This is a genomic window from Streptomyces acidiscabies (assembly GCF_020010905.1).
Classification (GTDB): Bacteria; Actinomycetota; Actinomycetes; order Streptomycetales; family Streptomycetaceae; genus Streptomyces; species Streptomyces acidiscabies.
Map to the genome: position 1 here is coordinate 3414874 of NZ_JAGJBY010000001.1, position 13809 is coordinate 3428682.

Annotated in this window: 8 protein-coding genes and 1 pseudogene; 3 read left to right on the plus strand and 6 right to left on the minus strand. The window is 69.6% G+C overall.

The window, feature by feature from the left end:
* Positions 1 to 88: 88 nt before the first annotated feature.
* From J8M50_RS15870 to J8M50_RS15885, 4 genes are all read right to left on the minus strand, one after another.
* Complete coding sequence (locus J8M50_RS15870; RefSeq protein WP_010350333.1) at positions 89 to 1705, minus strand: glycerol-3-phosphate dehydrogenase/oxidase; 1617 nt, start codon at positions 1703 to 1705, stop codon at positions 89 to 91.
* A 44-nt stretch (positions 1706 to 1749) separates the two neighbouring features.
* A complete protein-coding gene (gene glpK, locus J8M50_RS15875; RefSeq protein ID WP_010350332.1) occupies positions 1750 to 3288 on the minus strand; it encodes a glycerol kinase GlpK in 1539 nt (512 codons plus the stop codon).
* A gap of 96 nt (positions 3289 to 3384) precedes the next feature.
* The gene (locus tag J8M50_RS15880; RefSeq protein ID WP_010350331.1) at positions 3385 to 4170 is read right to left on the minus strand and encodes an MIP/aquaporin family protein; all 786 of its coding nucleotides are present in this window, start codon (positions 4168 to 4170) and stop codon (positions 3385 to 3387) included.
* A 336-nt stretch (positions 4171 to 4506) separates the two neighbouring features.
* Positions 4507 to 5271, minus strand: a complete 765-nt coding sequence (locus J8M50_RS15885) for an IclR family transcriptional regulator (RefSeq protein ID WP_010350330.1) — start codon at positions 5269 to 5271, stop codon at positions 4507 to 4509.
* Between the two features lie 327 nt (positions 5272 to 5598).
* On the opposite strand from J8M50_RS15885, the gene metH reads away from it, so the two are divergent.
* From metH to J8M50_RS15900, 3 genes are all read left to right on the plus strand, one after another.
* The gene (metH, locus tag J8M50_RS15890; RefSeq protein ID WP_010350329.1) at positions 5599 to 9117 is read left to right on the plus strand and encodes a methionine synthase; all 3519 of its coding nucleotides are present in this window, start codon (positions 5599 to 5601) and stop codon (positions 9115 to 9117) included.
* 175 nt (positions 9118 to 9292) lie between these two features.
* Complete coding sequence (locus tag J8M50_RS15895) at positions 9293 to 9988, plus strand: HAD family hydrolase (RefSeq protein ID WP_010350328.1); 696 nt, start codon at positions 9293 to 9295, stop codon at positions 9986 to 9988.
* A gap of 358 nt (positions 9989 to 10346) precedes the next feature.
* Entirely contained in the window at positions 10347 to 11927 is a 1581-nt protein-coding gene (locus J8M50_RS15900; protein ID WP_010350326.1) for an ABC transporter substrate-binding protein, read from the plus strand.
* A gap of 79 nt (positions 11928 to 12006) precedes the next feature.
* On the opposite strand, the gene J8M50_RS15905 is transcribed toward J8M50_RS15900, so the two are convergent.
* Together J8M50_RS15905 and J8M50_RS15910 are read right to left on the minus strand one after the other, a co-directional pair.
* Entirely contained in the window at positions 12007 to 12678 is a 672-nt protein-coding gene (locus J8M50_RS15905) for a response regulator (RefSeq protein WP_010350325.1), read from the minus strand.
* 17 nt (positions 12679 to 12695) lie between these two features.
* Positions 12696 to 13654: pseudogene (locus J8M50_RS15910) on the minus strand (RecB family exonuclease); the annotation flags it as partial.
* Positions 13655 to 13809: the final 155 nt, after the last annotated feature.

A 13809-nucleotide genomic window follows, 5' to 3' on the forward strand; every position in this document is an offset into this window, starting at 1 on the left:
ACACCCGGCACTGACAACCGGGTACGCGAAAGGGGCGGTACCTCCCGGAGCCAAGCCGGGGGGCAGCGCCCCTGTCGCGTCGTACCGGTTACTTCTTGTCGAGCAGATCCTGGACCTTCGCCCGTACCTCGTCCGTGGCCAGGCCGCGGATCGTCAGGGTCGTGCGGCGGCGCAGGACGTCGTCCTGGGTCTCCGCCCACTCGTTGTCGCGGGCGTAGACGACCTGGGCCCAGATCTCCGGGGCGTCGGGGTGGACGCGCTGTGAGAGTTCCGGGTTCTCGTTCGCCAGGCGGGCGATGTCGAAGGCGAGGGAGCCGTAGTGGGTCGCGAGGTGCTTCGCCGTGTCCGCGGCCATGCGGGGGCCGGGGGCCGGGTTGTCGACCAGGAGGCGGTGGGCGACCGCGCGGGGGTTGGCGACGCCCGGCAGGGGGAGCTTCTTCGGCAAGGAGGAGACCGGCTCGAAGTCGTCGCCCAGGGGGTGGCCCGGCAGGGACTCCAGCTTCTGCATCACCGTACGGCCGATGTGCCGGAACGTCGTCCACTTGCCGCCCGCGACGGACAGCATCCCGCCCCGGCCCTCGGTGACGACGGTCTCCCGCTTCGCCTTGGCCGTGTCCCCGGGACCGCCCGGCAGGACGCGCAGGCCCGCGAACGCGTACGTGATGTTGTCCCGGCTCAGCTGCTGGTCCCGGACGGAGAACGCGGCCTCGTCCAGGATCTGCGCCGTGTCCTTCTCGGTCACGGACACGTCCGCCGGGTCGCCCTCGTACTCCTCGTCCGTCGTCCCGAGGAGCAGCATGTCCTCCCAGGGCAGCGCGAACGTGATGCGGTACTTGTCGATCGGCGTCGCGAGCGCGGCCTTCCACGGGGAGGTCCGCTTGAGGACGAGGTGCGCGCCCTTGGAGAGCCGGATGGAGGGCGCCGCGTTCGGGTCCTCCATCTTGCGCAGGTGGTCCACCCACGGCCCGGTCGCGTTGAGCACGAGCCGCGCGTTGACCCCGAACTCGTCGCCCGACACCCCGTCCTTGAGGTCCGCGCCGGTCACCCGCCCGTTGGTGAAGCGCAGACCGGTGACCTCGGCGTGGTTGAGGACGACCGCGCCCGCCTCGACCGCGCCGCGCACCGTCATCAGCGCCATGCGCGCGTCGTTCATCTGGTCGTCGCCGTACACCGCGACGGCCTTCAGGTTCTCGGTGCGCAGCTCCGGCACGTCCTGCGCCGCCTTCGCGGGCGACAGGAGGTGGCCGACGCCGTCACCGAACGCGGAGAGCGCGGAGTAGGCGAACACGCCCGCCCCGAGCTTCGCCGCGCCGTGCGGGCCGCCCTTGTAGACGGGCAGGTAGAAGGTGAGCGGGTTCGCCAGGTGGGGGGCCACCTGACGGGACACCGCGCGCCGCTCGAAGTGGTTCTCCGCCACCAGCTTCACCGCGCCGGTCTGCAGGTAGCGCAGACCGCCGTGGAGGAGCTTGGAGGAGGCGGAGGAGGTGGCGCCGGCGAAGTCGCCGGCGTCGACCAGCGCCACCCGCAGACCGGACTGCGCGGCGTGCCAGGCGGTGGAGATGCCCAGGATGCCGCCGCCGATCACGAGAAGGTCGTACGACGCCTTGGAGAGCTGTTCCCGGGTCTCGGCACGGCTCGGGTTGGAGCCGGAGGCCGGGTGCGTCCCCAGGGCAGGCACGGTCTGGAGGGTGGGCTGACTGGTCATGTCGGGTTCTTACTCCTCATCAGAGCTGTTGAGGGGGTGCTCGCTCAGCTCTCGTCCTCGATCCAGCCCATGGTCCGCTCGACGGCCTTGAGCCAGGTCTTGTACTCACGGTCGCGGGTCTCCGCGTCCATGCGGGGGGTCCACTCGGCGGCCCGGCGCCAGTTGGCGCGCAGGTCGTCGGTGCTGGTCCAGAAGCCGACGGCGAGGCCGGCGGCGTAGGCGGCACCGAGGCAGGTCGTCTCGGCGACCATCGGGCGCACCACCGGCGCGTCCACGAAGTCCGAGAGGGTCTGCATCAGCAGGTTGTTGGAGGTCATGCCGCCGTCGACCTTGAGGGCCGCGAGCTCGACGCCGGAGTCCTTCGTCATGGCGTCGGTGATCTCACGGGTCTGCCAGGCCGTGGCCTCCAGGACGGCGCGCGCGAGGTGCGCCTTCGTGACGTACCGGGTCAGACCGGCGATCACGCCGCGGGCGTCGGAGCGCCAGTGCGGGGCGAACAGGCCGGAGAACGCCGGGACGAAGTAGGCGCCGCCGTTGTCCTCGACGGACAGGGCGAGCGTCTCGATCTCGGCGGCGGTGGAGATGAGGCCCATCTGGTCGCGCATCCACTGCACCAGCGAGCCGGTGACCGCGATCGAGCCCTCAAGGGCGTAGACCGGGGCCTGGTCGCCGATGCGGTAGCCGACCGTGGTGAGCAGCCCGGAGTACGAGTTGATGATCTTCTCGCCGGTGTTCATCAGCATGAACGTGCCGGTGCCGTACGTGGACTTGGCCTCGCCCTCGGAGAAACAGGTCTGGCCGAAGAGGGCCGCCTGCTGGTCGCCGAGCGCGGAGGCGACCGGGATGCCGCCGAGCAGCTCGCCCAGCGGGCCGCCGGTGACCTCGCCGTACACCTCGGCGGAGGAGCGGATCTCGGGGAGGATCTGCATCGGCACGCCGATGGACTCCGCGATCTTGTCGTCCCACGCGAGGGTGTGCAGGTTCATCAGCATCGTGCGCGAGGCGTTGGTGACGTCCGTGACGTGCCGGCCGCCGTTCACGCCGCCGGTCAGGTTCCAGATGACCCAGCTGTCCATCGTGCCGAAGAGGATGTCGCCCGCCTCGGCGCGCTCGCGCAGGCCCTCGACGTTGTCGAGCAGCCAGCGGGCCTTGGGGCCGGCGAAGTAGGAGGCCAGCGGGAGGCCGGTCTCGCGACGGAAGCGGTCCTGGCCGACGTTGCGGCCCAGCTCCTTGCAGAGGGCGTCCGTACGCGTGTCCTGCCAGACGATCGCGTTGTGGACGGGCTCACCGGTGTTCTTGTCCCACAGCAGCGTGGTCTCACGCTGGTTGGTTATGCCGATGGCCTTGATGTCGTCGCGGGTGATGCCCGCCTTGGCTATCGCGCTAGCGACGACTTCCTGGACGTTCGTCCAGATCTCGTTCGCGTCGTGCTCGACCCAGCCCGGCTTCGGGAAGATCTGCTCGTGTTCCTTCTGGTCGACGGAGACGATCCGGCCGTCCTTGTCGAAGACGATGCAGCGGCTGGAGGTGGTGCCCTGGTCGATCGCGGCGATGAACGGGCCGGTGGTGTGAGCGTCGGTCACTGTCTGCTCCTGGGTTCCGTGGTTATGGGGCTTGACGATCGGCGTTCGCCGAGAGTTTCGAAAACCCGTACCTCGTACGGGTGAAACCCGCGGCTGCTAGGCGAACGCGATGTTGTAGATGCCCGCCGCGATGGCGCCGCCGACGAGCGGGCCGACCACGGGAACCCAGGCGTAGCTCCAGTCGGAGCCACCCTTGTTGGGCAGGGGCAGAAGGGCGTGCACGATGCGCGGGCCGAGGTCACGGGCCGGGTTGATCGCGTAGCCGGTCGGGCCACCGAGGGAGAGACCGATCGAGACCACCACGAGAGCGGTGATCAGGGCGCCCAGCGTGCCGAGCCCCTTGCCGCCGTCGTTGAGACCCTGCGTGAGGACCGCGAGCACCAGCACGATCGTGCCGATGACCTCCGTGGCGACGTTCTGCCAGGCCACCCGGATCTCCGGGCCGGTGGAGAAGATGCCGAGCACGGGACCCGCGCCCTTCTCCTGCGCCTCGACCGCCTTGGCCTTCGGCTCGCCGACGATCTCCCGGTCGGTGAGGTGCGCCAGGAACTGGCCGTAGTAGGCGATCCACACCAGGGTCGCGCCGATCATGGCGCCGAGCAGCTGTCCACCCCAGTAGATCGGGACGTCGCTCCAGGAGATGCCGTCCTTCTTGAGCGCGAGCGCCAGGGTCACGGCCGGGTTGAGATGTGCGCCGGAGAGCGGCGCGGAGGTGTAGACGGCCGTCAGAACGGCGAAACCCCACCCGAAGGTGATGGCGAGCCAACCGGCGTTACGGGCCTTGCTGGCCTTCAGCGTGACGGCGGCGCACACACCGCCGCCGAGCAGGATGAGTATGGCGGTACCTATGGTCTCGCCGATGAAGATGTCGGAGCTGGACACCCGCGACTCCTTTGTCCTTCGTCCAGGGGAAGCCGAACCCCGGGTCCCTCCGGGAGTTCCGTGCTCTCGGGAGTGAGAGCGATGCCGGCCCTTGGCACTGTCACACTCTAGCGCGTATTGCCGGTAGGTGTTCGACAATGCCGACCGATGGACGGGAGTCTTGTCCCGGCGTGACGCGTGAGTCAAGAGTTCTGTTATCGGAAACGCGATCGTTATTGATAGTCATGAGTTATCGATCTTTGCAGGATCGGTCCGTTTCTGATCACTTATGTCCGGATCAGGGTATGCCGAGAACCGGAACGTCGCCCGACGTCCCGGTGGCCTCTTACGTACTTCTCAGAACCTGCCCGCACCCAGATCCCGCGACACCGCACGCGCGCAGTCCCGCACCGACGCGATCAGCTCCGGCCGCAGCTCCCCGTCCGGGCACAGCCGCTCCACCGCGCCGGTGATCCCCACCGCGCCCACCGGCATCCGCCGCCGGTCGTGGATCGGCGCCGCGACCGACGCGACACCCTCCCAGGTCTCCTCCACGTCCGCCGCGTACCCACGCGCGCGCGTGATGTCGAGAACCTGCTCGAACACCTTCGGATCGCACACCGTACGGTCCGTGAACGACCTGCGCTCCGACTCCAGCGCCTCACTGTGCGCGACCGGGTCGTACGCCGACAGCACCTTGCCCAGCGCCGTCGAGTGCAGCGGCTGCATCGCCCCGATCTCCAGCACCTGCCGGCTGTCGTCCGGCCGGAACACGTGGTGCACGATCAGCACGCCCTGCTGGTGCAGCACCCCCAGGTGCACGCTCTCGCCGCTCGCGCGCGCCAGATCGTCGGTCCACACCAGCGCCCGCGCGCGCAGCTCGTGCACGTCCAGGTACGTCGTCCCCAGGCGCAGCAGCTCCGCGCCCAGCTGGTACCGCCCCGACGCGTCGTCCTGCTCCACGAACCCCTCCTGCTGGAGGGTGCGCAGGATCCCGTGCGCCGTGCCCTTCGCCAGCCCCAGGGCCGAGGCGATGTCCGACAGGCCGAGCCGCCGCTCGCCGCCCCCGAGGAGCCGCAGCATCGCCGCCGCCCGTTCGAGCGACTGGATGTTCCGTGCCATCGCCGTCCTGCCTCCGTCCCCTTCGGCCGCCGTACGTCCACACCGGCCGCGTGCCCATGGTCCACCCACACAGCCACGGTTCGACAATGCCGAACACTACCGGTCCATGCCGACCTCCTGCCAACGACCGTCACCCGCGTGTTCCCCCGCATTCCACCCGCCGGAACCCCCGAAGTGTCCCCACACCCGGACGAACCGGATCCCCCTGGCCGGACCGGAATCACCCGCCCCGGCGGTCCGTCCCCCGGAACAACCTGACGGCACACCCCCGGTCCCCGCTACCCTGGCCCCAAAGCCGACAGCCGTCGCACCTGAGGGAGCCCTTACATGGCCTCTGTGCCGCTGACCCCTTCCGCCGACAGCCGGACCCGTGTGTCCGCGCTCCGAGAGGCGCTCGCCACCCGCGTGGTGGTCGCCGACGGAGCGATGGGCACGATGCTCCAAGCCCAGGACCCGACCCTGGAGGACTTCCAGGACCTGGAGGGCTGCAACGAGATCCTGAACCTGACCCGGCCGGACATCGTCCGCTCGGTCCACGAGGCGTACTTCGACGCCGAGGTCGACTGCGTCGAGACGAACACGTTCGGCGCCAACTTCGCGGCCCTCGCCGAGTACGACATCCCCGAGCGCGTCCACGAACTCTCCGAGTCCGGCGCCCGCATCGCGCGGGAGACCGCCGACGCCTACACCGCCAGGGACGGCCGCCAGCGCTGGGTCCTCGGCTCCATCGGCCCCGGCACGAAACTCCCGACCCTGGGCCACGTCGCCTACACGACCATCCGGGACGCGTTCCAGCAGAACGCCGAGGGCCTCATCGAGGGCGGCGCCGACGCCCTGATCGTCGAGACCACCCAGGACCTCCTCCAGACGAAGGCCGCCGTGATCGGCGCCCAGCGCGCCCGTGAGCTCGCCGGGATCGACGTACCGATCATCGTCTCGGTCACCGTCGAGACCACCGGCACGATGCTCCTCGGCTCCGAGATCGGCGCCGCGCTCACCGCGCTGGAACCCCTCGGCATCGACATGATCGGCATGAACTGCGCGACCGGCCCGGCCGAGATGAGCGAGCACCTGCGCTACCTCGCCCGCAACTCCCGCATCCCCCTGTCGTGCATGCCGAACGCCGGTCTCCCCGTCCTCGGCAAGGACGGCGCCAGCTACCCCCTCACGGCCCCCGAACTCGCCGACGCCCACGAGACGTTCGTACGCGACTACGGCCTCAGCCTGATCGGCGGCTGCTGCGGCACCACCCCCGAGCACCTGCGCCAGCTCGTCCACCGCGTCCGCGGCATCGCCCCCACCCCCCGTGACCCGCGCCCGGAACCCGGCGCCGCGTCCCTCTACCAGACCGTCCCGTTCCGCCAGGACACCGCGTACATGGCGATCGGCGAACGCACCAACGCCAACGGCTCCAAGAAGTTCCGCGACGCCATGCTGGAGGCCCGCTGGGACGACTGTGTGGAGATCGCCCGCGAACAGATCCGCGAAGGCGCCCACATGCTGGACCTCTGCGTGGACTACGTCGGCCGCGACGGCGTCGCCGACATGGACGAACTCGCCGGCCGCCTCGCCACCGCCTCGACGCTCCCGATCGTCCTGGACTCCACCGAGGTGGACGTCATCCAGGCCGGCCTGGAGCGGCTCGGCGGACGCGCGGTCATCAACTCCGTCAACTACGAGGACGGCGACGGCCCCGAGTCCCGCTTCGCGAAGGTCACCAGGCTCGCGCAGGAACACGGCGCCGCCCTGATCGCCCTGACCATCGACGAGGAGGGTCAGGCCCGCACCCCCGAGAAGAAGGTCGAGATCGCCGAACGCCTCATCGACGACCTCACCGGCAACTGGGGCATCCACGAGTCCGACATCCTCATCGACACCCTGACCTTCACCATCTGCACCGGCCAGGAGGAGTCGAGGGGCGACGGCATCGCCACCATCGAGGCGATCCGCGAACTCAAGCGCCGCCACCCCGACGTACAGACCACCCTCGGCCTGTCCAACATCTCCTTCGGCCTCAACCCGGCCGCCCGCATGCTCCTGAACTCGGTCTTCCTCGACGAATGCGTCAAGGCCGGACTCGACTCCGCGATCGTCCACGCGAGCAAGATCCTCCCCATCGCCCGCTTCAGCGAGGAGGAGGTCACCACCGCCCTGGACCTCGTCTACGACCGCCGCGCGGAGGGCTACGACCCCCTCCAGAAGCTGATGGCGCTCTTCGAGGGCGCCACCGCCAAGTCCCTCAAGGCCGGCAAGGCCGAGGAACTCGCCGCGCTGCCCCTGGACGAACGCCTCCAGCGGCGCATCATCGACGGCGAGAAGAACGGCCTCGAAGCCGACCTCGACGAGGCACTGACCAGCCGCCCCGCGCTCGACATCGTCAACGACACCCTCCTGGAGGGGATGAAGGTCGTCGGTGAACTCTTCGGCTCCGGACAGATGCAGCTGCCGTTCGTCCTGCAGTCCGCCGAGGTCATGAAGAAGGCCGTCGCCCACCTCGAACCCCACATGGAGAAGACGGACGACGACGGCAAGGGCACCATCGTCCTCGCCACCGTTCGCGGCGACGTCCACGACATCGGCAAGAACCTCGTCGACATCATCCTGTCCAACAACGGCTACACCGTCGTCAACCTCGGCATCAAACAGCCCGTCTCCGCGATCCTCGACGCCGCCGAGGAACACCGCGCCGACGTCATCGGGATGTCCGGACTCCTCGTGAAATCCACCGTGATCATGAAGGAGAACCTCCAGGAGCTGAACCAGCGCGGCCTGGCCGCCGACTACCCCGTCATCCTCGGCGGCGCCGCCCTCACCCGCGCCTATGTCGAACAGGACCTCCACGAGCTGTACGAGGGCGAGGTCCGCTACGCCCGCGACGCCTTCGAGGGCCTGCGCCTCATGGACGCCCTCATCGGCGTCAAACGCGGCGTCCCCGGCGCCGCCCTCCCCGAGCTGAAACAGCGCCGCGTGCGCCCCGCAGCCGCCGTACAGACCGAGGAACGCCCCGAGGAGGAGGGACACGTCAGGTCGGACGTCGCCATCGACAACCCCCTGCCGAAAGCCCCCTTCGACGGCACCCGCATCATCAAGGGCATCCCCCTCAAGGACTACGCCAGCTGGCTCGACGAAGGCGCCCTCTTCAAGGGCCAGTGGGGCCTCAAGCAGGCCCGCGCGGGCGACGGACCGACGTACGAGGAACTCGTCGAGAACGAGGGACGGCCCCGCCTGCGCGGCCTCCTCGACCGGCTCCAGACCGACAACCTCCTCGAAGCGGCCGTCGTGTACGGGTACTTCCCGTGCGTCTCCAAGGACGACGACCTGATCCTCCTCGACGAGCAGGGCAACGAACGCACCCGCTTCACCTTCCCCCGCCAGCGCCGGGGCCGCCGCCTGTGCCTCGCCGACTTCTTCCGCCCCGAGGAGTCCGGCGAGGTCGACGTCGTCGGCCTCCAGGTCGTCACCGTCGGCAACCGCATCGGCGAGGAGACCGCCAAGCTCTTCGAGGCCAACGCCTACCGCGACTATCTCGAACTGCACGGCCTGTCCGTCCAGTTGGCCGAAGCGCTCGCCGAGTACTGGCACGCCCGCGTACGCGCCGAACTCGGCTTCGGCGGCGAGGACCCCGCCGAGGTCACCGACATGTTCGACCTCAAGTACCGCGGCGCCCGCTTCTCCCTCGGCTACGGCGCCTGTCCCAACCTGGAGGACCGCGCGAAGATCGCCGAACTCCTCCAGCCCGAGCGCATCGGCGTCCACCTCTCGGAGGAGTTCCAGCTCCACCCCGAGCAGTCCACCGACGCGATCATCCTCCACCACCCGGAGGCGAAGTACTTCAACGCCCGCTGAACCCCCACTGAACCCTCTGGCCCGCCTTCGCGTCTGTAAGAACCCGGGCCGGAACAAACGAGACGCGCCCCGACCGGTCCAGTCGTACACTGGTCGGTCCACCGCAGGCCGGTCGCCTCCCCACCCGGGAAGTGACCGGCCTGCGTGTCCCTCTCGTCCCACAAGGAGGTCGTGGATGACCAGTACGGTCCCCGCACCCGCAGCGCTCACCGCCGAGGGCTCCGCCCTCCAGGCCGTCCTCCTCGACATGGACGGCACCCTGGTGGACACCGAAGGCTTCTGGTGGGACGTCGAGGTCGAGATCTTCGCCGGCCTCGGCCACACCCTCGACGACTCCTGGCGGCACGTCGTGGTCGGCGGCCCCATGACCCGCAGCGCCGGCTTCCTCATCGAGGCCACCGGCGCCGACATCACCTTCGACGAGCTCTCCGTCCTGCTCAACGACGGCTTCGAGGACCGCATCGGCCGCGCCCTGCCCCTGATGCCCGGCGCCGCCCGCCTGCTCGCCGAACTCGCCGCGCACGACGTGCCGACGGCCCTGGTCTCCGCCTCCCACCGGCGCATCATCGACCGCGTCCTCGCCTCGCTCGGCCCCCAGCACTTCCGGCTCTCCGTCGCCGGCGACGAGGTCGCCCGCACCAAGCCGCACCCCGAGCCTTACCTCCTCGCGGCCTCCCGGCTCGGCGTGGATCCGGCCAGATGCGCGGTCATCGAGGACACCGCGACCGGCGTCGCCGCCGCCGAGGCCGCCGGATGCCAGGTCGTGGCCGTCCCGTCGGTCGCCCCGATCGCCCCCGCCGCCCGCCGCACCGTCGTCCCGTCCCTGGAACACGTCGACGTGAGCTTCCTGCGCGCCCTCGTGACCGGCTGACGGAAACCCCCCGCGGCCTGGGAATTCACGGACGACAGCGGAACTCCGGGATTCCCGGGAAACGACCGGAATTCCGCCCCGCCGCGATGTGACCTTCCCCACTCGCGGACGGGGATTCCGGCGCACTCCGGACCGGTCAAGTGTCCCGATTGATGGACCGCTGCACGAAACATTCCAGCCCTGATTCTCCGGTCCGTCCATACCCGGCTCCACAGCGTGAGGAACCGTCAACTCCGTTCCCCGCAAGCCGACGCGCGGACGCCCACTAACCTCGTACAGAACAACCCCGAGAACCCCGCGATCGTCGCCGCGAACCGACCGACGAGACACCGAGATCCCGACGACAAGGCACGTACACGTGAACAAGCGCACCCAGTGGCCGGTCCTCCCGATCGTGGCAGGGCTCGCCTCCGGCCTGCTGGCCGGCTGCGGCTCCGAGAACGGCTCCTCCGGGGGCAGCGGCTCCTCCGTGGTCATGGGGATGTCCGACGACGTCCTCGCCACCGACCCCGCCTCCGGCTACGACCCCGGCTCCTGGCTGCTGTTCAACAACGTCTTCCAGTCCCTGCTCTCCTTCCCCAAGGGCGGCACCGACCCCGAGCCGGACGCCGCGAAGGAATGCACCTTCACCGACACCGAGACCAAGGTCTACGAGTGCACCCTGAAATCGGGACTGAAGTTCAGCAACGGTGACTCCCTCACCTCCGAGGACGTCAAGTACTCCTTCGACCGCACGCTGAAGATCAACGACGAGTCCGGCCCCGCGATCATGTTCCCCATGCTCGACAAGGTCGAGGCCCCCGACGAACACACCGTCGTCTTCCGCCTCAAGGTCGCCGACGCCACCTTCCCCAGCAAACTCGCCTCCGGCGCCGGCTCCATCGTCGACCGGGGGCAGTACGACGCGAACGGCCTGCGCAAGGACGACAAAGCCGTCGGTTCCGGCCCCTACAAACTCGAATCCTTCGGCGAGGACCAGGCCGTGTTCTCCGTCAACGAGAACTACAAGGGAAACGCCCAGGTCAAGAACTCCGGCGTCACCCTCAAGTTCTTCCACGGCGACCAGGCGGGCCTCAAGAAAGCCCTCCTCGACGGCAAGGTCGACATCGCCTACCGGGGCCTGACCGCCGCCGACATCACCGACGTCCAGCAGAGCGCCCACACCAAGGACGTCGAAGTCGTCGAAGGCTCCAGCGCCGAGGTCCAGCACCTCGTCTTCAACATGAAGGACCCCGTCGCCGGGAAACTCCCCGTCCGCCAGGCCATCGCCTACCTCATCGACCGCGACGCCCTCATCAAGGACGTGTACCAGGGCACCGCCGACCCCCTGTACTCGATCATCCCCGCGGGCATCGCCGGCCACAACACCGCCTTCTTCGACCGCTACGGCGCCCGCCCCTCCGCCGCGAAGGCCGAAGAGGCCCTGCGCGCCGGCGGCATCACCGACAAGGTCGAACTCACCCTCTGGTCCACGCCGTCCCGCTACGGCCCCGCCACCGACCAGGAGCTCAAGGCCATCGCCGCCCAGCTCAACGCGAGCGGCCTCTTCGACGCCAAGGTCAAGTCCGTCGCCTTCAACCAGTACGAGAAGGACATCGAGGCCGGCAAGTACGGCGTCTACGTCAAGGGCTGGGTCCCCGACTACCCCGACGCCGACAACTTCACCGCCCCCTTCTTCGGCGACGGCAACGTCCTGAACAACCACTACACCAACGAGACCATCACCGGCACCCTCATCCCCCGCACCGCCGCGCAGAGCAACCGTGCCAACACCGACACCGACTACGCCCAGCTCCAGGACATCGTCGCCGACCAGCTCCCCATCCTCCCGGTCTGGCAGGCCAAGCAGTACGCCGTCACCCGGGACGCGGTCTACGGCCTCGAATACTGCCTCGACGCGTCGACGGTCTTCCGCTTCTGGGAACTCAGCAAGGGCTGAGGAATTTCGGATACTTCCGGTACGACGGCGGGGCGCCCCTTCTCGAAGAGGCGCCCCGCGTCGGTGTGTTGAGGGCCGTCTACTGCGCTCCCGGCCGCACCAGACCGCTCTCGTACGCGTACACCGCCGCCTGCACCCGGTCCCGCAGGCCCAGCTTCGTCAGGACGTGGCCCACGTGCGTCTTGACCGTCGTCTCGCTCACGAACAGGTCCGCCGCGATCTCCGCGTTCGACAGGCCCCGGGCGACCAGCTTCAGGACCTCGACCTCGCGGTCGGTCAGGGTGTGCAGGGTGTCGGGGACCGGGTCGTCGCCGGACGGCAGGTGCGTCGCGTACTTGTCCAGCAGCCGGCGCGTGATGCTGGGCGCCAGCATCGCCTCGCCGCCCGCGACCACCCTGATCGCCTGCACCAGCTCGTTCGCCGGCGCGTCCTTCAGCAGGAAGCCGCTGGCCCCCGCGCGCAGGGCCTCCACGACGTACTCGTCCAGGTCGAACGTCGTCAGCACCAGGACTTTCGCCGGGCCGTTGCGCTCCGGGCCCGTGATCTGCCGGGTCGCCTCCACGCCGTCCATCCGCGGCATCCGGATGTCCATCAGCACCACATCGGGCTGCAACGCCCGCACCTGATCCAACGCCTGAAGACCATCGCCGGCCTCCCCCACGACCGCGATGTCCTGCTCCGCCTCCAGAATCATCCGGAAGCCGGTACGCAGCAGCGGCTGGTCGTCGACCAGTAGGACACGGATGGCCACGAAAGTCTCCTTCGATAGTCCGGGCCCATTCTGCCTTGCGGAGGGGGGAGGGGGGTGACCGGCCTGTGGTCGGTCACGCCTGAGGCTGCGGCTCCCGCACGGTGGGCGGCTCGACCGGGAGCGGGTACGGCGGGGGTGTGCCGCCGAACTCCGGGCAGTGGAGCTGGTGGTCGCACCAGCCGCACAGCTTGGTCGGGCGGGGGCGCCAGTCGCCGGTGCGGGTGGCCTCGCTGATCGCCTCCCACAGCGCGAGGAGCTTGCGTTCGACGCGTTCCAGGTCCGTGGGGTCGGGGTCGTACGTGATGACGTCGCCGCTGCCCAGGTACACGAGCTGGAGCCGGCGGGGGACCACGTTCTTCAGGCGCCACACCACCAGCGCGTAGAACTTCATCTGGAACAGGGCACCCTCCGCGTACTCCGGGCGCGGCGCCTTGCCCGTCTTGTAGTCGACGATCCGCACCTCACCGGTCGGCGCGACGTCGACCCGGTCGATGATCCCGCGCAACGTCAGCCCCGACTCCAGCTCCGCCTCGACGAACAACTCCCGCTCTGCGGGCTCCAGCCGCGTCGGATCCTCCAGCGTGAACCACCGCTCCACGAGCCGCTCCGCCTCACCCAGCCACCGGGCGAGCCGCTCCCCTTCCGGGTCGTCCGTGAACAACTCGGCCACCTCGGGCCGGTGCTCCCGCAGCCTCTCCCACTGCCCCGGCACCAACCCCTTCGCCTTCGGCACGGTCCGCTCCCCGGCCGGCGCATCGAACAGCCTCTCCAGCACCGAGTGCACCAGCGTCCCCCGGGTCGCCGCCTCACTCGGCTTCTCCGGCAGCCGATCGATCACCCGGAACCGGTACAGCAACGGGCATTGCATGAAGTCACTGGCACGGGAGGGGGAGAGGGAGGAGGGGGCGGCGGGGGGACGGGGGGTGGAGGTGCCGGGAGTGCGGGAGGTTGGGGCGTCGGGGGTACGGGGGGGCAGGGCGCCGGGGGCGCGGGAGCCCGGGACGCTGGAGTCGAGGGCGGGGGGTGGCGGGGAGACAGGGGCGCCGGAGTCGGGGATGGGTGCCGACGGAGAGGCAGGGGCGCTGGAGTCGGGGGCCAGGGAGGCGGGGGAGTGGAGCGGGGGCGTGTCGG